Source organism: Rhizobium sp. R86522 (assembly GCF_042466255.1).
In the GTDB taxonomy this organism is placed as follows: domain Bacteria; phylum Pseudomonadota; class Alphaproteobacteria; order Rhizobiales; family Rhizobiaceae; genus Allorhizobium.
The window spans coordinates 422,438-441,211 of record NZ_JAXHBX010000001.1 but is presented as its reverse complement, the minus strand read 5'-3'; the positions used below and the strand labels follow the sequence as shown (position 1 = coordinate 441,211).

At 62.0% G+C, this 18,774-nt stretch carries 18 protein-coding genes; 9 read left to right on the top strand and 9 right to left on the bottom strand.

The genetic code is table 11. The features are described 5' to 3' along the window. Window positions 1-4: 4 nt before the first annotated feature. The gene (locus SJY08_RS02080) at window positions 5-901 is read right to left on the bottom strand and encodes a DMT family transporter (protein WP_377274552.1); all 897 of its coding nucleotides are present in this window, start codon (window positions 899-901) and stop codon (window positions 5-7) included. A gap of 185 nt (window positions 902-1,086) precedes the next feature. On the opposite strand from SJY08_RS02080, the gene SJY08_RS02075 reads away from it, so the two are divergent. From SJY08_RS02075 to SJY08_RS02045, 7 genes are all read left to right on the top strand, one after another. Continuing rightward, window positions 1,087-1,995, top strand: a complete 909-nt coding sequence (locus SJY08_RS02075) for a LysR substrate-binding domain-containing protein (protein WP_054150229.1) — start codon at window positions 1,087-1,089, stop codon at window positions 1,993-1,995. 283 nt (window positions 1,996-2,278) lie between these two features. Next, window positions 2,279-3,436, top strand: coding sequence for an ABC transporter substrate-binding protein (locus SJY08_RS02070; RefSeq protein ID WP_377274550.1), 1,158 nt, complete (start codon window positions 2,279-2,281; stop codon window positions 3,434-3,436). 191 nt (window positions 3,437-3,627) lie between these two features. Further along, a complete protein-coding gene (locus SJY08_RS02065) occupies window positions 3,628-4,617 on the top strand; it encodes an ABC transporter ATP-binding protein (RefSeq protein WP_377274548.1) in 990 nt (329 codons plus the stop codon). After that, window positions 4,614-5,564, top strand: a complete 951-nt coding sequence (locus tag SJY08_RS02060) for an ABC transporter permease (RefSeq protein WP_054147985.1) — start codon at window positions 4,614-4,616, stop codon at window positions 5,562-5,564. Before SJY08_RS02065 ends, SJY08_RS02060 begins: the two co-directional genes overlap by 4 nt. Next, window positions 5,554-6,369, top strand: coding sequence for an ABC transporter permease (locus SJY08_RS02055; RefSeq protein ID WP_054147984.1), 816 nt, complete (start codon window positions 5,554-5,556; stop codon window positions 6,367-6,369). Before SJY08_RS02060 ends, SJY08_RS02055 begins: the two co-directional genes overlap by 11 nt. Before the next feature lie 67 nt (window positions 6,370-6,436). After that, window positions 6,437-7,861: a gamma-aminobutyraldehyde dehydrogenase gene (locus SJY08_RS02050; RefSeq protein WP_377274545.1), complete on the top strand. Its 1,425-nt coding sequence runs from the start codon at window positions 6,437-6,439 to the stop codon at window positions 7,859-7,861. Between the two features lie 148 nt (window positions 7,862-8,009). Next, complete coding sequence (locus SJY08_RS02045; RefSeq protein ID WP_377274543.1) at window positions 8,010-8,450, top strand: SH3 domain-containing protein; 441 nt, start codon at window positions 8,010-8,012, stop codon at window positions 8,448-8,450. A gap of 23 nt (window positions 8,451-8,473) precedes the next feature. Here SJY08_RS02045 and SJY08_RS02040 read toward each other — a convergent pair whose 3' ends face one another. The 3 genes from SJY08_RS02040 to tal form a co-directional block, all read right to left on the bottom strand. Then, window positions 8,474-12,136 (bottom strand): beta strand repeat-containing protein, encoded by a 3,663-nt coding sequence (locus SJY08_RS02040; protein WP_377274540.1) that lies wholly within the window; start codon window positions 12,134-12,136, stop codon window positions 8,474-8,476. A gap of 587 nt (window positions 12,137-12,723) precedes the next feature. Then, window positions 12,724-12,999 (bottom strand): GFA family protein, encoded by a 276-nt coding sequence (locus tag SJY08_RS02035; protein WP_377274538.1) that lies wholly within the window; start codon window positions 12,997-12,999, stop codon window positions 12,724-12,726. 106 nt (window positions 13,000-13,105) lie between these two features. Beyond that, window positions 13,106-14,062 carry a transaldolase gene (gene tal, locus SJY08_RS02030; protein ID WP_377274536.1) on the bottom strand — a complete coding sequence of 319 codons (957 nt, stop codon included), beginning with the start codon at window positions 14,060-14,062 and terminating at the stop codon, window positions 13,106-13,108. 176 nt (window positions 14,063-14,238) lie between these two features. On the opposite strand from tal, the gene SJY08_RS02025 reads away from it, so the two are divergent. Further along, a complete protein-coding gene (locus tag SJY08_RS02025; protein WP_377274534.1) occupies window positions 14,239-15,216 on the top strand; it encodes a sugar-binding transcriptional regulator in 978 nt (325 codons plus the stop codon). Here the strand turns inward: SJY08_RS02025 and SJY08_RS02020 are convergent. The 4 genes from SJY08_RS02020 to SJY08_RS02005 form a co-directional block, all read right to left on the bottom strand. Next, entirely contained in the window at window positions 15,213-15,500 is a 288-nt protein-coding gene (locus SJY08_RS02020) for a type II toxin-antitoxin system RelE/ParE family toxin (RefSeq protein WP_377274532.1), read from the bottom strand. The two genes, SJY08_RS02025 and SJY08_RS02020, sit on opposite strands and share 4 nt — an antisense overlap. Before the next feature lie 4 nt (window positions 15,501-15,504). After that, window positions 15,505-15,741 (bottom strand): CopG family ribbon-helix-helix protein, encoded by a 237-nt coding sequence (locus SJY08_RS02015; protein ID WP_377274530.1) that lies wholly within the window; start codon window positions 15,739-15,741, stop codon window positions 15,505-15,507. A 44-nt stretch (window positions 15,742-15,785) separates the two neighbouring features. Continuing rightward, the gene (locus SJY08_RS02010; RefSeq protein WP_054147977.1) at window positions 15,786-16,670 is read right to left on the bottom strand and encodes a bifunctional helix-turn-helix domain-containing protein/methylated-DNA--[protein]-cysteine S-methyltransferase; all 885 of its coding nucleotides are present in this window, start codon (window positions 16,668-16,670) and stop codon (window positions 15,786-15,788) included. 80 nt (window positions 16,671-16,750) lie between these two features. Then, the gene (locus SJY08_RS02005) at window positions 16,751-17,245 is read right to left on the bottom strand and encodes a DUF2244 domain-containing protein (RefSeq protein WP_377274528.1); all 495 of its coding nucleotides are present in this window, start codon (window positions 17,243-17,245) and stop codon (window positions 16,751-16,753) included. A 25-nt stretch (window positions 17,246-17,270) separates the two neighbouring features. Here SJY08_RS02005 and nth point away from each other — a divergent pair, with 25 nt between their 5' ends. Then, a complete protein-coding gene (gene nth, locus SJY08_RS02000; RefSeq protein WP_377274526.1) occupies window positions 17,271-18,050 on the top strand; it encodes an endonuclease III in 780 nt (259 codons plus the stop codon). A gap of 3 nt (window positions 18,051-18,053) precedes the next feature. On the opposite strand, the gene SJY08_RS01995 is transcribed toward nth, so the two are convergent. Beyond that, the gene (locus tag SJY08_RS01995; RefSeq protein ID WP_054147974.1) at window positions 18,054-18,767 is read right to left on the bottom strand and encodes a sulfate transporter family protein; all 714 of its coding nucleotides are present in this window, start codon (window positions 18,765-18,767) and stop codon (window positions 18,054-18,056) included. Between the last annotated feature and the right edge of the window lie 7 nt (window positions 18,768-18,774).

The following is an 18,774-nucleotide window of genomic DNA, read 5'->3' as shown; positions in this document are numbered from 1 at the left end:
CGCCTTACACCCGCGCCTCTTCCTCGGCGCGCTTGGCCCGACGCGACACCACCCATTCCCGCCAGACCGTGAAGAGGCCGGCGCCGACAACGATCACGGCGCCGACCACCGTGTTCCAGCGCAGCACTTCGCCAAACACGGTGACCGCAATCATCGCCCCGAGCACCAGCTGCCAATAGGAGATCGGCTGGACGATCACGGCATCGAGGTTTTCATAGGCTTTGATCAGCGAAAGATGCCCGATGATACCGGTGCAACACAGCGCTAACATCAGGCCCCATCCCACCGGCGTGAACGGCGTCCAGAAGAAAGGACCGAGCAGGTTCGAGCCGATGAACCCGACGATCGCCAGATAGAAGAAACTCGTCGACGGCTGGTCGTCGCGACTGACGAGACGTGTGGCAATCCCGTAGATCGCGCCGAACACGGCGCAGATCAACGGCAGCCAGATATAGCTATTGAAGCCGTCGCCGCTGGGCGCAAGCATGATGACGACGCCGACGAGGCCGAAGAGGATCGCGGTCCAGCGCCGCCAGCCGACCTTTTCGCCGAGGATGGGCATGGAGAGGAGTGCCACGAAAATCGGCCCGGCCGCGAAGATCGCCTGGCTCTGCGCCAGCCCCACCTGGGTAAAGGCGACGATCGAGATCAGGATCTGCAAGAAAAGAATGAGGCCCCTGAGGACCTGCAGAAACGGCCGCTTCGTGTTGACCGCGACGCTCAGGCCACCGGACGACCGCATCGCCAGGAACAGCGCGAAGGCGACAAAGGCCCAGTAGCGCACCATGGCCACCTGAACCGGCGAGTGGGTCTCGCCGAGATGCTTGGAAAGGCCGTCCTGAATGGCAAAGACGGAAAATGCGAGAAAGGTGAAGAGATAGCCGAGCGGCGTCGATTTCATGGGACGAAAATGCTTTGCACGAGGAAGGATCCGTGGGCGAACCAACGGCGCGGGCCATGCAATCCTACACCTTGGCCGCGTGTTGCCTAGTGCAGTTTTGCAAAGCTGCCGTGTAACCTGACAACCCTTCGCCTGGCGCCTTTCGATCAGCTTGCCTCCAGACGGGCGCCGTGCTTCATAAGCTCATGGCCTTCACCCTCCGTCAGTTGCAGTATTTCGTCGCCGTTGCCGAACAGGGGTCGGTGACGCGCGCTGCCCAGAACCTGTTGATCTCCCAGTCTTCCGTCACCGAGGCGATCAAGGAACTCGAGGGCGATCTCGGCGTCGAACTCTTCGAGCGCCACCCACGCGGCCTGACGATCACCTATAACGGCCACCAGTTTCTGCGCCACGCAACGAAGATTCTGGCCGATGTCTCCGATGCCCGCAACGTTTTCACCGAGACCCAGAACAGCACCGGCGGCACGCTCAACATCGGCGTCACCTCGCTCGTCGCCGGCTACGTGCTGTCAGATCTGCTGGCCCGCTACCGCCGCGCCTGCCCGGGCGTCGAAGTCTCCGCGATCGAGGACAACGGCTCCTATCTCGAACACCTGCTGATCGGCGGCGAACTCGATGTCGCCGTCATGGTGATCTCCAACCTGCGCGACCGCATGGCGCTGCAGGCCGAGATCCTGGAAACCTCGCCCTACCGTCTGTGGCTGCCCATTGGCCACCCGCTCGTCTCCGCCGACATCATCTCGATTGCCGACATCACACGAGAACCGCTGATCATGCTGACAGTGGACGAAATCGAGGAGAACACCGGCAAGCTCCTCTCGGCGCTCGGCGCCCGCCCGCATGTTGCCTTCCGCACCCGATCGGTTGAAGCCGTCCGCAGTCTCGTCGCCACCGGCGCCGGCGTGGCGCTCCTCCCCGACCTCGTCTACCGCCCCTGGTCGCTGGAAGGCGACCGCATCGAAAGCCGCGACGTCTCCGGCGCGCTGCCCGTGGTGCAGGTCGGCATGGTCTGGCGGAAGGGCTCGAGCCTGCCCCAGTCGGCAAGGGATTTCGTCGGCATTGCCGAGGCAAGCCGGAGTGGGCGGGTCAGGTAACCTGTAGTGATTGCCCCTCATCCGGCTGCCGCCACCTTCTCCCCGTGAACGGGGAGAAGGCCGATGCGGCAGCGTCGTGCTCCCTTCTTCCCGCCTGCGGGGAGAAGGTCCCGGCAGGGGGATGAGGGGCATCCCCACGAACCAGGAGAAAATCCGCCGCCATCGGAAAAACCGATACCGACATTCTGACGAATGAATTTGCGAATGCGGTTAATTCGCGGCAACTTTCTTTTCGGGAACATAAAGCCGCAAAACGCGGCCCTCACAACCGGGAGACCTCGCGATGAAATCTCTTTTGAAGTCTTGCACTGTCCTCGCCTCCATCTTGAGTATGACCACCGCTGCTGTCGCCCAGGAGCCTTTGCAGGCACTCGGAGCCGGCGAAGGCGCACTCTCCATCGTCGCCTGGGCCGGCTATATCGAGCGCGGCGAAACCGACAAGAATTTCGACTGGGTCACCGAATTCGAAAAGAAGACCGGCTGCATGGTCTCGGTAAAGACCGCCGCCACCTCGGATGAAATGGTCGCCCTGATGAACGAAGGCGGCTTCGACCTCGTCACCGCCTCGGGCGACGCGTCGCTTCGCCTCGTTGCCGGCAAGCGCGTCCAGCCGATCAACACCGCGCTCATCCCCTCCTGGAGCACCATCGACGAGCGCCTTCAGAACGCCCCCTGGCACACCAAGGATGGCGTCCATTACGGCACGCCTTACGTCTGGGGCCCGAACGTCTTGATGTACAACACCCAGGCCTTTGGCGACAAAGCCCCCGACAGCTGGAACGTCGTCTTCGAAGAGATGACGCTTGCTGACGGCAAGTCCAACAAGGGCCGCGTCCAGGCCTATGACGGCCCGATCCATGTCGCTGATGCTGCCAACTACCTGATGTTCCACAAGCCGGAACTTGGCATCAAGGACCCCTTCGAGCTGAACGAAGACCAGTACAAGGCAGCCCTTGACCTCCTGCGCGTCCAGCGCACGCTGGTCAGCCGCTACTGGCACGACGCCTTCATCCAAATCGACGATTTCAAGAACGAAGGCGTGGTTGCCTCCGGATCCTGGCCCTTCCAGGTCAACCTCCTGAAGGCCGACCAGCCAATCGCCTCGGTCTTCCCGAAGGAAGGCGTCACCGGCTGGGCCGACACGACCATGTTGCATGCCGAGAGCGAGCACCCGAACTGCGCCTATATGTGGATGGAGCATTCGCTCTCGCCCAAGGTCCAGGGTGACGTCTCCGCCTGGTTCGGCACGGTTCCCTCCGTTCCCGCAGCCTGCAAGGGCAATGCGCTCCTGACCGACGAAGGCTGCAAGAACAATGGCTTCGAGAACTTCGAGAAGATCAAGTTCTGGAAAACCCCGGTCTCCAAGTGCGAAAGCCAGGGCGAATGCGTGCCCTACCACCGCTGGGTTTCCGACTACATCGGTGTCATCGGCGGACGTTGATCACTTCCCCTTCTCCCCAGCGGGGAGAAGGTGGTCCGCAGGACCGGATGAAGGGGAGGCGAAGCCTCTAGCCTCTCGTGGGGCCTCCTGGCCTTCGGCCCCCTCATCGCCTCGCTATGCTCGGCACTTCTCCCCGCTGGGGAGAAGAGGCCGCCTGTCGGCGGCACACCTCACATACCTCTGGAGTCCCCATGTCCGCAGCCGTCTCCTTCTCGAAGGTCTCGCGCCATTTCGGCAGCGTGAAAGCCGTCGATGCCGTCGACCTGACCGTCGAGCCAGGCGAATTCTTCGCCATGCTCGGGCCTTCAGGCTCCGGCAAGACGACCTGCCTGCGCCTGATCGCTGGCTTCGAACAGCCGACTGCGGGCCATATCGAGATCTTCGGCGAAACCGCCGAGGGCGTGCCGCCCTATCGGCGCAACGTCAATACGGTCTTCCAGGACTATGCCCTCTTCCCGCATCTCAACATTCTCGACAACGTCGCCTATGGCCTGATGGTCAAGGGCGTCGCCAAAGCCGAGCGCCACCGCGAGGCAGAGAAAGCCTTGGAGATGGTAAAGCTCCCCGGCTACGGCGCCCGCAAGCCCGGCCAGCTTTCCGGCGGCCAGCGGCAGCGCGTGGCGCTGGCCCGCGCTCTCGTCAACAAGCCCAAGGTTCTGCTGCTCGATGAGCCACTCGGCGCGCTGGACCTGAAGCTGCGCGAACAGATGCAGGAGGAGCTGAAAAGCCTGCAGCGCTCGCTCGGCATCACCTTCGTCTTCGTCACCCATGACCAAGGCGAAGCACTCTCGATGGCCGACCGCGTCGCCGTCTTCAATGACGGCAAGATCGTCCAGGCCGGCACCCCGTACGAGATCTACAACCGCCCCCGCACCCGCTTCGTTGCCGATTTCGTCGGCTCTTCGAATGTGATTGCGCCCGAAGCGATGAAGGCGCTGGGCGGCGAGGCCCGCTGGACAAGCCTACGCCCCGAAGCCATCCGCATCGTCTCGGAAGGTGGCATCGAGGCGACCGTGCGCTCGACCAGCTTCCTCGGCGCCTCGACCAAGCTCTTCGTCGAAACGGCAGTGGCCGCACTCACCATCTCGCTACCCGCCGGCCAAGCCGCGCCTCAAACAGGCGAAAGCATTCGCATCGTCTGGTCGCCTGCCGACCCACATTACATGGAGGCCGGCGCATGACGGCGATCTCCACATCTGCCATCACCCCTGGCCGTCAGGGCCTGATGGGGCGGCTCTCGGATCTGTTCTGGCGGAGGCCCAACCTGCTGCTGGTTCTGATGCTGGTGCCGCCCCTGCTCTGGCTCGGCATCATCTATGTCGGCTCGCTCTTCGCACTGCTCCTGCAGAGCTTCTTCTCGATCGATGAATTCTCCGGCCTGATCAACTACGAATTCACGCTGGCGACCTATGGCGAGCTGCTGCGCCCGGCCAATTTCGACATCATCCTGCGCACGCTGCTGATGTCGGCTGCCGTCACGCTGGCCTCCGCCGTCATCGCCTTCCCGATCGCCTATTACGCCGCGCGTTATGCCAAAGGCCGCTGGAAGGCCGTCTTCTATCTCGGCATCATGTTGCCGCTCTGGTCGAGCTATCTCGTCAAGGTCTATGCCTGGAAGCTGATCCTCGCCAAGGAAGGCATCCTCACCTGGATCTTCGCCAAGCTGCATCTGACCTGGCTACTCGATGGACTGCTCGCCATCCCCGTCATCGGCGGCAATTCGCTCTCCATCAGCTATCTCGGTACCTTCATCGTCTTCGTCTATGTCTGGCTGCCCTTCATGATCCTGCCGACCCAGGCGGCCCTTGAACGAGTGCCCGGCAACCTGATCGAAGCCTCGGGCGATCTCGGCGCCGATAGCCGCCAGACCTTCCGCCATGTGCTCTTTCCGCTGGCGCTGCCCGGCATTGTCGCCGGCTCGATCTTCACCTTCTCGCTGACCATGGGCGATTACATCATCCCGCAGATCGTCGGCACCTCGCGGCTCTTCATCGGCCAGGCCGTCTATGCCCAGCAGGGTACCGCCGGCAATATCCCGCTTGCCGCCGCCTTCTCGGTGGTGCCGATCGTCATCATGGGCATTTACTTGACCATCGCAAAACGCATGGGGGCCTTCGATGCGCTCTGACCGCTCCCAATCAGCAGGCCTGTCGCTCAAGATCGCCGCCGGGGCCGGCCTCGCCTTCCTGCACCTGCCGATCCTCTTGATCTTCGTCTATGCCTTCACGACGGAGGAAAAGAGCTTCCAGTGGCCACCGCCGGGCTTCACCACGAAATGGTTTGCCGTCGCCTGGAACCGCCCGGATATCTGGGAAGCGCTTACGCTCTCGGTCAAGGTCGCGAGCATCGCAACCGTCATTGCCATGGTACTCGGCACGCTCGCCGCCGCAGCCGTCGCGCGGACGAAATTCTTCGGTCGAGAAGTGATCTCGCTGCTCGTCATCCTGCCGATCGCACTACCCGGCATCATCACCGGCATTGCGCTCCGCTCGGCCTTCTCGCTGGCGGACATCCCTTTCACCTTCTGGACGATCATTCTCGGCCACGCCACCTTCTGCGTCGTCGTTGTCTACAACAACGCCGTCGCCCGCTTCCGCCGCACCTCCGGCTCGCTGATCGAGGCCTCGATGGATCTTGGCGCCGATGGTTTCCAAACCTTCCGCCATGTGATCCTGCCGAACATCGCAACGGCGCTTCTGGCCGGTGGCATGCTTGCCTTTGCGCTCTCCTTCGACGAGGTCATCGTCACCACGTTTACCGCCGGCCAGCAGTCGACCCTGCCGATCTGGATGCTGGAAGAACTGATCCGCCCACGCCAGCGTCCGGTCACCAATGTGGTCGCGATGATCGTCGTGATCGTCACTTTCCTGCCGATCCTGGCAGCCTATTATCTGACCCGCGATACCGACCAGATCGCAGGCAGCGGCAAATGAACCATCGAACCCGTGCAGCAACGGCCGCGCGGTCTCGCAAATGAAGTCTGATACAAGGGAGAACGACATGGACACCCAGATGCTGATCGGCGCCAAGTTCGAAGCCGGCACAGAGACGGACGAGAAGATCCTGAACCCCAAGACCGGCGAATTGATCGTCGATCTCCCCGAAGCCTCGCTCGCTCAGGTCGAGGCGGCCGTTGACGCTGCCGAAGGCGCCTTCGTTTCCTGGTCGCAGACGACGCCCGGCCAGCGCGCCGGCTACCTGCTGGCGATCGCCGACGCGATCGAAAAAGACGCAGCCGCCTTCGCAGCGTTGGAAAGCCTCAACTGCGGCAAGCCGATCAACGCCGTTCTGAACGATGAAATCCCGGCGATCGTCGATTGCTACCGCTTCTTTGCCGGTGCAATCCGCACGCTGCAGGCCCCGGTCTCCGGCGAATACCTGCCAGGCTTCACCTCGATGATCCGCCGCGATGCCGTGGGCGTCATCGGCTCGATTGCGCCCTGGAATTACCCGCTGATGATGATGGCCTGGAAGCTCGCACCGGCGCTGGCCGGCGGCAACACCATCGTCTTCAAGCCCTCCGAGCAGACGCCGCTGACGGCGCTCAAGCTCGCTAAGGTCATGGCCGACATCCTGCCCGAAGGCGTGGTCAATGTCATTCTCGGCCGCGGCGAGAGCGTCGGCAACGCTCTGATCAACAATCCAAAAATCCAGATGCTGTCGATCACCGGCGATATCGCCACCGGCAAGAAGATCATGACGGCAGCCGCCAAGACGGTGAAGCGCACGCACCTGGAACTCGGCGGCAAGGCCCCGGTCATCGTCCATGACGATGCCGATATCGACGCCGTCGTCTCAGCCATCCGCACCTTCGGCTATTACAATGCCGGCCAGGACTGCACCGCCGCCTGCCGCATTTACGCCGCCGACAAGATCTACGACCGCTTCGTTGCCGATCTCGCGAGCGCCGTCTCCACGATCAAGTTCAACCAGGCCGACGATGCTGAAAACGAGATTGGCCCGCTGATCTCAAAGCGCCAGCGCGACCGCGTTGAAAGCTTCGTCACCCGGGCCGCCGAACACAAGCACATGGAAGTCGTGACCGGCGGCAAGCTTGGCTCCGACAAGGGCTTCTTCTACACGCCAACAGTCATTGCCGGCGCAACGCAAGACGACGAGATCGTCCGCCGCGAAGTCTTCGGCCCCGTCGTCTCCGTCACCCGCTTCACCGAAGCCGAACAGGCCGTCGCCTGGGCAAATGACAGCGACTACGGCCTTGCCTCATCCGTCTGGACCAAGGACATCTCTCGCGCCATGCAGACTGCCGCCAAGCTGCGTTACGGCTGCACCTGGATCAACACCCACTTCATGCTCTGCAACGAAATGCCCCATGGCGGCATGAAGCAGTCGGGTTATGGCAAGGACATGTCGGTCTATGCGCTGGAAGACTACACGACCGTCCGCCATGTGATGATTGCGCATTGAGCTTAGCAGGGGCCTGCAGGCGATGAGGGGAAGGGGGCATCTCGGTGGCCCCTTCCCTTTTGGCTGTTGGCATTTACCCTGACACAGCAAAGCGGTAGCGGCATCACGCCGCCGCCGGTATGGTGCTGAGCACTTCAGGGAGCCCCGCATGCACCACCGCGCCACGATGATGATCCTGACTGCATTCGCCTGGATGGCAGGTGCCAACTTGGTCGCGCATGCTCAGGAACCGCTAGTCATCCCCGCTCCAAACCTCGATGGCGGCGGAGCGCTGATGGACACCTATCTCTGGCATGTCCGCGGCCTGCCCCCTGGCCAGCGCCTTGCCGTCTATTCCGGCGCCGGACCGAATTTCCGGGTCATCCACGCGCTCGACGAGGGCCAGCCGATCGAACGCCTCTCTTGCAAGGACAGTCGTGGCGGCTACTGGTGCCGCATAGCCACCGTCTACCGTCCCCGCATTTCAGGCTGGGTCGATGGACGGTTTTTGCTCGAGGAAAGCGGCTTCGCGCCGCCGGACGACGTGCGAAATCCGTCCTTCGAACCGGAGATCATCATCGATCCCTTCCCGAGGCCGAGAAGGCCCTGAGCGGCAATTCCTGATCTACTGGCTCAGATCTCCTGATAAGCAGCGATCACCGCCGCCAGCTGGGCGTCGTTCATTGCCTGAACCTGCGGAGCCGTCAAAGCAAGGAGTTGGGCGGTGCTGAGATCATCGATATCATCGGTCGACAGGCCGGAAATTGCCGACGTGCCAATGGCGGCTATGTCTTCCGTGGAGAAGAGCTGCAGGTCTGCACCTTCGAGGGCACGGATCGCGGCCGAACCGAGGGCGCCAACCTGAGCAGGGGTCAGAGCCTCGATCTGTGCCGTGGTCATGGCAACAAGTTGCTCGGTGGACAGCGCACCGATAATCCGCGAGTTCAACGCGGCGACTTGATCAGTGCCCAATGCGACGATGCTGTTAGTCGACAGGTTGCGGATTTGCGCAGACGTCAGAGCTGAAAACTGGCCGCTCGAGAAGCTGACGATTTGGTCCGACGTGAGGGCCCGGACCTGAGCTGTCGTCAGCGAACTCACCTGCGCCGTGGTCAATCCGCCAAGCTGAGCGCTGTCGAGGGCTGCGATATTCGCAGTCGACAGTCCCGCAATCGCTCGCGAACTGATGGCGGCGATGTCGGTCGATTCGAGCACATCAAGGTCTTCTGTCGTGAGGCCGGCGATAGCCCCACTGGAGAGCGATGCCAACAGGGCTGTGGTCAGAGAACCGATCTGCTCGGAGGACAACGCCGTTATCTGCGCGGACTCGAGGCCAGCAAAGGCACGGGTGTTGATCGCGGCCACCTGGCTTGTGGAGAGCGAGCCGAATGTATCCGTCGTGAGTGCCCGCAGTTGCGTACTGGTCAGAGCACCGATTGCGGCAGCCGTCATACCTTCAAAATGCGCGCTGGTCAGGCCGGCGATCTGCGCCGTGGTCAGCGCTGCGGCCTGCGCGGATGTGAGCCCCGCGAGCTGGGCGGTATCAAGTGTCGTGAAAGATGTTGGTGTGATGGAGGCAATGGTCCGGGTGCTCAGTACAGCGAGTTCCGAAGAGGTTAGCGTATCGAGCTGGGCACTACCGAGCGCCGCGCTGCCGAGCGCTGCCAGCTGCGAGGTCGAAAGGGCCGCAAATTCCGCAGTGGCGACCGCAGCCCAGAGAGTGCTGCCAAGGTCAGCGAGTGCACGCGTGCTTAAGGATTGCATCTGGTCGGTGGACAGAGAACCGAACTGCTCGGGCGTCAGCGACCGAAGCTGGGTGCTGGTGAGGCCGGCGACGGCTTCCGTGGAAAGGGCGTCGATCTGATCGCTGGTCAGGACATCGATTTGCGCCGTTGTCAGGGCAGCAACCTGGACGCCGGTCAGGCTGGAAATCTGGTCAGATGTGAGAGCCGCTATGCCGCTGGTCGAAAGCGCCCCGATAACACGGGAGGGCAGGTCGGCGATCTCGGAAGACGTCAGGGTCCCGACAGCGCCGACCGTCAGGGCGCGGATAGCCGAGGAACTCAGCGCACCCAATTGCGCGGATGTCAGGGCATCGAACGTCGCCGTGCTCAGGGCAGCCACCTGTTGTGACGTCAGAGCTGCGATGCCACGGGTACTAATCGACCTGATCTGCGCCGTGTCGAGCGACGCAAGGGCATCATTCGAAAGCGCCGCGATCTGGCCAGAAGACATGATCGCGATCTGGTCCGTGGTGAAGGAATCCAGCTGACTGGTGCTCAGCGACCCGACAATGGCGGCCGAAAGGGCTGCAATCTGGGCCGAGGTAAGTGCAATGAGCTGGCTTGAGGTCAATGCGGCGAACGCGCTGGTCGTCAGTGCCGCGAGCGAACGGGGCTGCAGGGCGGCAATGTCGACAGACTCGAAGGTCGAGAGGTCATCGGCCCCGAGCGCGGCGACCGAAGTCGAAGACAGTGCTGCAATCTGGGCGCTCGACAGGACGGCGATCTGCGCCGAGGTCATGGCGGCAATCTGCGCTGAACTGAGTGCTGCAACGGCGCGCGTGTTCATCGCGGCAATCAGCGTGGTCGAGAGGTTACCAATGACAGCCGTGGAGATGCCAGTGATGGCGGTGGAACTGAGTGCGGCAAACTCGATGGTGGAGAACGTTTCCAGGTCGCCGGACGACAGAGCCGCGACGTCACTCGACGACAGGGCTGCAATCTGTGCGGACGTCAGCGCCTCGATCTGGTCGCTCGTCATCGCATCGAGTTGTGCGCTGGTAAGCGCACCGACGGCGCGGCTGTTCAGTGCTGCCACCTGCTCTGTCGAAAGCGTGGTGATATTGACGCTGCCGAGTGCAACAACCTGAGCGGAGTTAAGCGCCGCGATCTGGCCGGTACTCAAAGCGCCGATCTGATTGCTGTCGAGCGCAGCCACTTGAGCGGTCTTCAGGCTCGCGATCTGACCGGTGGAAAGAGCACTCAGCTGAGCCGTTAGCAGGCTTGCGATCTGGACTGCGGACAGCCCCTGCAGCGCACGAGAATTCAGGGCTGCAAATTCGGTCGAGGAAAAGGTCGCGAGATCATCGATACCGAGCCCGGCCACGCCCGCCGAGGACAGGGCGGCAATCTGCAAGGTCGAGAGAGCAGCGACCTGCGCGCTGTCGAGCGCAGCGATCTTGGCTGACCCCAGCATGGCGATCACGCGAGTGGACAGGCCGCTAATCTGCAGTGTGCTGAACGAAAGCAGTGTACCAGAGTTGAGCGCGTTCACTTGAGCGCTCGACAGACCGGAAAGCTGGGCGGGGGTCAGACCATTGACCTGGTCCGAAGTCAGGGATGCGATCTGCGCCGTGGTCAAGGCAGCGATTTTGCCTGAGGCCAGGCTTGTAAGTTGTTCGGAACCGAGTGACGCAAAGACGTCGACCGAAAGGCCAGCCAGGCTTCGCGTCGCGATAGCGGCGACATCATCCGCAGACAGCACATCCATATCATCAGAACCGAGGCCTTTGATCCCGGCGGAAGTGAGCGCGGCAAGCTGGCCGGTCGTCAACACCTCGACCTGCTGCGTCGAAAGTGCTGCCACCTGTCCCGACGACAGAGCCGCCACCGCACTGCTCTTCAGGGCGGCAATCTGGTCAGTATCGAAGGAGGCGATTACATGCGTGGTCAGCACCGGAATCTGGCGCGAGGTTAGACCCGAGACCTGCAGCGCGGAGAGACCGTCGATCTGGCCACTGGTCAGGCCAGCAATCACAGTGGTGGACAGAGACGCGATCTGAGCTGTGGTCAGCCCGGAGAGCTGACTGCTTGTGAGCACGGCGAAATTGGCTGAGGACAGACCGGATAGAGCGCGCGTGGACAGAGCGGAAAGCTCTGTGGAGGTAAGGGTCGCGATATCCTCCGTTTCGAGACTGGCAAGCGCCACGCTGGTCAGCGCTGCCAGCTGGGACGTCGACAGGGCATCGAACTGTTCGGGCGAAAGCGCTCTAATCTGGGCGGAAGAAAGCGCACCCAGCTGACGGCTCTGGAGCCCGATGATCTTGGCACTGTCGATGACAGCGAGCTGATCGATGGTCAAGCCGCGCACCGCAGCGACCGAGACCGCACGCAGCTGACTGGATGAAAGCCCATCAAAATCGTCTGTCTGGAAGGCAGAAATCTGCTTCGACGACAATGCGGCGATCTGCGCGGAGCTGAGCGCATTGACGTCTTCGCTGGTAAATGCCGCTATGGCCGAGGTCGCCAGCGTCCTGATCTGACTGATACTCACCGAAGGAATAATCGTAGCCATCAACGCCCGCCCTAATGACTTGTTGTTCAAAAAAAACGCAATGCGGCCAAACAAAGGGCTCGTGCCTCCCCTTAGGGTGACTCGATGGCCCCGCGGTTCCTGCGAGGCGCGCGTAGAAGAACGGGCGACATCTGGCAGTACTGTTGCGGACGCAATCTCAGTGAAAACATGGCTCTGCAGAGCCTGGCGTTGGATTGGGCATCATGCAGCAGAGTTGATCTCTGCTTCCCTCGCCATCAAAATGACCCCAGCCGGAAAATCCCGCCCCTCGCCCCGGCGAATCCGATGCAGATTCTGAGGCGTGTCATTCGTGTGATATGGCGCAGAAATTAACCCTTCGTCAATCATTAAGGCAGAATTTTCTGCAGCCCAGAGTCGGATCAAACATGCTTTACCCGCGATTGATGCGATGCTGCCGCAGCAGGCGAACCGCACAACTTTCCCTCATCTTGATCGCGAAGAGACCCGTGCTTCACTCTTCCCCGCGCCCCTCTTCCGGCCGGCCCCGCTCGTATTGGTGCGCCACCGGAAATGCCGGCCGCCAGTCCTCATGCCGGATCGTCCAAAGCTCGCAGCTCGGCTGAAACTCATTGATGTCGTCGAACGATCCGAGTTTCACGTCCACCTCCTCGCCGCTCTGATTGAAGACCCGCGAGCCGCAGGTCGGAGAAATAGCGGCCGTCATACAGCTGCGCCTCACGGGTGATCGTCACCTGATGATCGCGATAGATAGCTGAAGCGTGGAACGGGGCTCCATGGTATTTGCGGCAGTCGAGACAGTGGCAGATGTCGACGCGACCCGGCTCGCCCTGCGCTTCGAACCGCACTTTGCCGCAGGTGCAACCGCCGGTCATGATCGCCATGGTCTTCCTCCCTGGATGCGTACCAGCAGTCTGGAACACATGAAAAATGGCCGCAGCTTGCGCCACGGCCATTTCCCAACTCCGGAGTATCGGATCGGCTCCCTGATCAGGCAGCCAGTGCCTCGGCGATCTGGCCACGCAGCGTATCCATATCCTTGGCAAACCCGCGAATGCCTTCGGCGAGCTTATCAGTCGCCATCGCATCCTGGTTCATCGCCCAGCGGAAGGCCTTCTCGTCGAGCGAGACATGCGGCTCGGCCTTGACCGTATCCGGCGACAGCGCACGGGCGAGCGCGCCCTGGTCCGCGTTCAGCTCGTCGAGCAGCTGCGGGCTGATGGTCAGGCGGTCGCAACCGGCAAGCGCTTCGATTTCGCCGGCATTGCGGAACGAGGCGCCCATGACGATCGTGCCGATGCCGTTCGCCTTGTAGTAGTTGTAGATCGAGCGCACCGAGACGACGCCCGGATCGGTTTCGGACGTGTAGTCCTCACCGGTCGACTTTTTGTACCAGTCGAGGATACGGCCGACGAAGGGCGAGATGAGGAAGACCTTGGCTTCGGCGCAGGCAATCGCCTGGGCCTTGGAGAAGAGCAGCGTCAGATTGCAGTCGATGCCTTCCTTCTGCAACACTTCGGCAGCGCGAATGCCTTCCCAGGTCGAGGCGAGCTTGATCAGGATGCGATCCTTCTCGATGCCGCGCTCCTTATAGCCGGCGATGATCTGGTGGGCCTTGTCGATCGATGCCTTGGTGTCGAAGGAGAGGTCGGCGTCGACTTCGGTCGATACGCGGCCCGGAACCAGTTCGGCCAAGGCAGCACCGACGGAAATTGCCATGCGGTCGGCAATCGCGCCGATAACGGCATGATCCTGGCCACCCTTGGCCTTGCCCCAGGTGATGGCTTCCTGAAACGCATCCTGGAACGCGTCGGTGCCGAGCGCCTTCAGAACTATCGACGGATTGGTTGTGCAATCGACAGGCTTCAGACGGCGGACGGCCTCGATGTCACCGGTATCGGCGACGACGGTCGTCATGGAACGAAGCTGTTCGAGTTTCGAGGTCATCGGGTTATCCTTCGGCTGCGCGAAAAGAGTTGGGGACCGGCATTTGCACGCCGGTCTCGTTGCCCGGACTATCGCCATCCGCAGACGGTAAAGTCAAGACATATGTCCTTTGAATTTGACATAAGTACCATGAGAACGGATAGTGCCCGCTGGAAGTTCCCCATTCGAGAGAGATCTTGGCCAAGCTCCGACGCGAGACCCACACCACCCTTTCGGACGCAGCCGCGCTGCGCATCCGTGCCGCCTGGCTCTATTATAACGAGGGCCTGACTCAGAAGGATGTGGCCGACCGTCTCGGCATCAGTCGTTCGACGGTCATCCGCATGCTGGAGGAAGCCCGAAAGCGAGCAGAGGTCCAGATCTGGATCAGCGATGGCGTCGCCGACTGCGTTGATCTCGCCGTGCGGCTGGAGAAGGCCTACGGCCTCGACGAGGCCGTGGTCGTGCCCTCGCCGGACAGCCAGGATGCCACCTCGATCGCCAAAGCCGTCGGTCTCGCCCTCGGCCAGTTCCTGACCGAAGCCATCACCAACGACATGACGATCGGCGTCGGCTGGGGCCGCACAATGACGGCTTCGCTCGCCGGTTTCCGGTCGCCCGGCCGGGAGAACTGCAAGGTGGTCTCGCTGCTCGGCGGCATCGTCGCAGTACGCCAGACCAACCCGATCGACTATACTTGGCGGCTGGCAAGCCAGCTCGGCGCCGAATGCTACATGTTCCTTGCACCACTGCTGGTTGATTCGGTTACGACCAAACGGGCGCTGATCGAGGAATGCGGGTTGAAGGCGATCTACGACCTTGCCGAGAACCTCGACCTCGCCATCGTCTCCTGCGGCGACATCGGCCCGCATTCCACCTCGCTCTCCGAGGGCTTCATCAGCCAGCAGACCCTGATAGAGCTGGTCGACGCGGGCTGCGTCTGCGACACCATGTTCAACTTTCTGGATGCCGACGGGAACTCGGTCGCCCATCCGATCAACGAGCGGGTGATGTCGGTCGATTTGGACACGCTGAAAAAGGCCAAGCACATCGTGCTGTCTTCGGGCGGCGCGCATCGCGCCAAGGCCATCAGGGCGACGATCCGGCGGATCGGGTGTAATACGCTGATTACCGACGAGGCGGCGGCGCGGGAGTTGCTGGGGCTGGCGGGCTAGAGCTGCTCCGGCCAAGCTCGGGCGCCATGCTGAACGAAAAGGCTTTCGACCTGTTCGTCCCTCACCCGGTAGGCGACGATGTATCCAAGATCGGCGAGTACCAGTTCGCGGGTTCCTTCAATCTCGCCGCGCCGTCCCAGGAAAGCATTTTGCGTCAAAAGGCCCAGCGTCCGCCCGTGAATTGACCGCACAATGCGCGCGGCGGCAGCAGGGTTGCGCTCGCCGAGGTAGTCGCCGATGGCCGCGAGCTCTCGAAGATACCGCCGCGTCCAGACGATACGCATGGTTTCACGGAGAGCCGAACTTGTTCAAGACCGCCTCGATCTCCGCCTCGCTGGCGAATTCGCCGCGCTCGGCTTCCGCCAGCCCTTCCGTCACACCAGACAGCCACTGCTCCTGCCAGGCAAGCGAGCGCCCCTGAGAAAGCGCATCCTCGACGATCTGATCGCGGGACAGATTGCTCCGCTCGACGAGACTGTCGATCCGTCGGCTAATGTCTTCAGGGATTTGAACCGTGTTGCGCATGGCTCAGTCTCTCACAGAAGCAGCCATCAGAAAAGCATCGCGCTTCACCCCTTCCCCGCCTCCCAGCCGAGCATCGCCCGCTTGCGCGTCAGCCCCCAGTGATAGCCGGTCAGCGCGCCGCTCTTGCCGAGTGCCCGGTGGCAGGGCACGACAAACGAGATCGGGTTGCGTCCGACGGCAGCCCCCACGGCACGGCTCGCGGTCGGCTGACCGATCTTTTGGGCAATGTCGGAATAGGTGACGGCCTTGCCAAGCGGGATCTGGAGAAGGCTCTCCCAGACGCGGATCTGGAAGTCCGAGCCGATCAGCACGACGCGCAAGGGTTCCTCCGACGACCACCGCTCAGGGTGAAAGACGCGCGCCGCATAGGGTGCGGTCGCATCCACGTCCTCGACATAACGCGCATTCGGCCAGCGCTGCGCCATGTCGTCGAAACAGGCAACCTCGCCGCCCGCATCGGCAAAGGCGAGCCCCGCCAGCCCGCGCTCGGTGATCATGACAAGCGCCAGCCCGAACGGCGAAGGGTGGTAGCCATAGCGAATAGTGAGGCCGGCGCCGCGCGCCTTCCATTCCCCGGGGCTCATCGCCTCATGCGTGACGAAGAGATCATGCAGGCGTCCCGGGCCGGAGAGGCCGAGCTCGAAAGATGTCTCGAGCAGTGGCAGTTCCTCGCGACCCAGCAGCCGCTTGGCATGATCGAGAGTGACGGCCTGCAGGAAGGCCTTCGGACTAAGGCCCGCCCAGCGGGTGAACGTCTTCTGCAACTGCGTCGGCGACTGGCCCAGCCGCTCGGCGATCACCTCCAGCGATGGTTGGCTCTGGTAGTCGAGCGTCAGCATCTCGATTACCTGCCGCACGGTCTCATAGTCCGAACCTGACGGCGTGATGTCGGTGGAGCCGGAAAGGTTGATTTGTTGCGCAAGCGTCATGGCGAAATCCTCAATCTGAACAGGACTTCACCACGAGCAATCCTTCGACGCCACCCGTTTCTTGCAGTAATGTCTGGCACTCAGATCCGCTGCTTGGCCGTCGCGAGTGCCCCCGTGAGGGCCTTGGCGAAACTCTCGCGATCATCGGGATTGAGGAAGGAGCCGACATCGGTGCCGCGGCCCTCGCCGCTGACCACCATCGATGTGATGCCAAACTCATCATGGCGGTGCACGAAAAACCGCGCCCAAAGCGTCTTGAAGCTGTGTTCGGTCATTCGTCCGGCGGGTGTGAATTTTCGGATAGAGAGGTTGGTCCGAGACACCGTCACCTCTTCTCGCGCACGGGCAGCCCGATAATTCAGCCAGAAGGCACCGTAGAGCAGGAGAAAATCTATGCCGAAGAAGATACCGATCGGCCAGGCACCGGTCGCCATGAAGAAGATCGCATGGACGAGACACACGGTACCGGTGATGGCAAAGAGGATACGATACCCCTTGCGACCGAGCGACCGGTAGGGTGTCAGTTCCGCTGCGAAAATCGGCTGGTCCGCCGCCTGCTCGAGATTGCCTTCCATCACCACGCCCGACTATAGGTTTTCCATGACTGAAGCGAAGCCGAAATCCAGCACCCAAACTTTGAAAAAGTCAAATCCTGCGACCCGACGCAAGCCGGCGACACGCCGTCGCACGGCTTATTCAAAGGCCGAATTGGAAGAGATCTTCCGCCGCTTCTCGATCCAGAGGCCGGAGCCCAAGGGCGAGCTGGAACACGTCAACCCGTTCACGCTTGTCGTTGCCGTGGCGCTCTCCGCCCAGGCAACGGACGCTGGCGTAAATAAGGCGACGCGGGCGCTGTTCAAGGTGGCCGACACACCGGAAAAGATGCTTGATCTCGGCGAGGAAAAGGTCCGCGATTACATCAAGACCATCGGGCTTTACCGCAACAAGGCGAAGAACGTCATCGCGCTCAGCCAAAAGCTGGTCGACGATTTCGGAAGCGTCGTGCCGCGCACCCGCGAGGAACTGGTGACGCTGCCGGGTGTGGGCCGCAAGACCGCAAACGTCGTGATGTCCATGGCCTTCGGCATACCCACAATGGCCGTCGACACGCATATCCTGAGAATTGGCAACCGCATCAAGCTCGCACCCGGCAAGACGCCTGATGAGATCGAGGAGATCCTGATGCGGATCATCCCCGAAGAATATCTCTTCCACGCCCATCACTGGCTGATCCTGCACGGGCGCTACTGCTGCAAGGCAAGGCGCCCCGAATGCGAGAAATGCGTCATCGCCGACATCTGCAAATCGCCGGAAAAGACCTGCGTTGTACCGGCCCCGCTGGTCGAACTGCCGCCGCAGGAAATCAGCGCCGTCGAATAAGGCTCAACGGGCGAGAGCCACGTCCCGCGCGGCGAGCGCCTTGTGCAGATGCACCATCAGGCCCGCGGCAAAGAGCGGCGTCAGCAGGTTGACGATCGGCACCGCGAGGAAAAGCGCAATCACCAGGCCCGCCATGAATACGGTGCCCGAATGGCGGGAACGCAGAAGTTTCGCCTCTTCGACACTGCGGAACCGCATGGCCGCGAACTCGAAGAATTCCCGGCCGAGCAGATAGCCGTTCACCAGGAAGAAGGCGAGAATGTTGATGCCGGGGATGAAGAGCAGCATCAGCGCGATCAGGTTGCCGACGACGACCACGCCGAAGAACTTGATCGAGGCGACGATCGCCTGTCCCATCGGCATGGCCTTGCCCGGCGGGTCGCTGGGATAATCCCGCTTCTCCACGACTTCGGCGACATCATCGAGAAACAGACCGGCAATGATCGCCGTGACCGGTGACAGCAAGAGTGCCAATCCGAGCGCCAGCCCGATGCTGGCCAGAATGCCGAAGATGAAGGTGAGCCAGCCCGCCCAGTCCGGCAGTTCCGGGACGACGCCCTGGACCAGAGGCATGATGAAGGCGATGAAAGTCTCGCGCAGACCGAACCACAGGCCGATCAAAACGAGGATCGTCAGGCCGAGTGTCTTCCAGAAGACCGTGCGGGTCTCCGGGGCAAAAAGATTGCGCAGCGACAGCACGGCAGCGTCAAAGATCATCGGAGGC

Bases quoted from the DNA above. Each gene is read 5' to 3' on its own strand.
- SJY08_RS02080 (WP_377274552.1), bottom strand. From the start codon at position 901: ATGAAATCGACGCCGCTCGGCTATCTCTTCACCTTTCTCGCATTTTCC.
- SJY08_RS02075 (WP_054150229.1), top strand. From the start codon at position 1,087: ATGGCCTTCACCCTCCGTCAGTTGCAGTATTTCGTCGCCGTTGCCGAA.
- SJY08_RS02070 (WP_377274550.1), top strand. From the start codon at position 2,279: ATGAAATCTCTTTTGAAGTCTTGCACTGTCCTCGCCTCCATCTTGAGT.
- SJY08_RS02065 (WP_377274548.1), top strand. From the start codon at position 3,628: ATGTCCGCAGCCGTCTCCTTCTCGAAGGTCTCGCGCCATTTCGGCAGC.
- SJY08_RS02060 (WP_054147985.1), top strand. From the start codon at position 4,614: ATGACGGCGATCTCCACATCTGCCATCACCCCTGGCCGTCAGGGCCTG.
- SJY08_RS02055 (WP_054147984.1), top strand. From the start codon at position 5,554: ATGCGCTCTGACCGCTCCCAATCAGCAGGCCTGTCGCTCAAGATCGCC.
- SJY08_RS02050 (WP_377274545.1), top strand. From the start codon at position 6,437: ATGGACACCCAGATGCTGATCGGCGCCAAGTTCGAAGCCGGCACAGAG.
- SJY08_RS02045 (WP_377274543.1), top strand. From the start codon at position 8,010: ATGCACCACCGCGCCACGATGATGATCCTGACTGCATTCGCCTGGATG.
- SJY08_RS02040 (WP_377274540.1), bottom strand. From the start codon at position 12,136: ATGGCTACGATTATTCCTTCGGTGAGTATCAGTCAGATCAGGACGCTG.
- SJY08_RS02035 (WP_377274538.1), bottom strand. From the start codon at position 12,999: ATGGCGATCATGACCGGCGGTTGCACCTGCGGCAAAGTGCGGTTCGAA.
- tal (WP_377274536.1), bottom strand. From the start codon at position 14,062: ATGACCTCGAAACTCGAACAGCTTCGTTCCATGACGACCGTCGTCGCC.
- SJY08_RS02020 (WP_377274532.1), bottom strand. From the start codon at position 15,500: ATGCGTATCGTCTGGACGCGGCGGTATCTTCGAGAGCTCGCGGCCATC.
- SJY08_RS02015 (WP_377274530.1), bottom strand. From the start codon at position 15,741: ATGCGCAACACGGTTCAAATCCCTGAAGACATTAGCCGACGGATCGAC.
- SJY08_RS02010 (WP_054147977.1), bottom strand. From the start codon at position 16,670: ATGACGCTTGCGCAACAAATCAACCTTTCCGGCTCCACCGACATCACG.
- SJY08_RS02005 (WP_377274528.1), bottom strand. From the start codon at position 17,245: ATGGAAGGCAATCTCGAGCAGGCGGCGGACCAGCCGATTTTCGCAGCG.
- nth (WP_377274526.1), top strand. From the start codon at position 17,271: ATGACTGAAGCGAAGCCGAAATCCAGCACCCAAACTTTGAAAAAGTCA.
- SJY08_RS01995 (WP_054147974.1), bottom strand. From the start codon at position 18,767: ATGATCTTTGACGCTGCCGTGCTGTCGCTGCGCAATCTTTTTGCCCCG.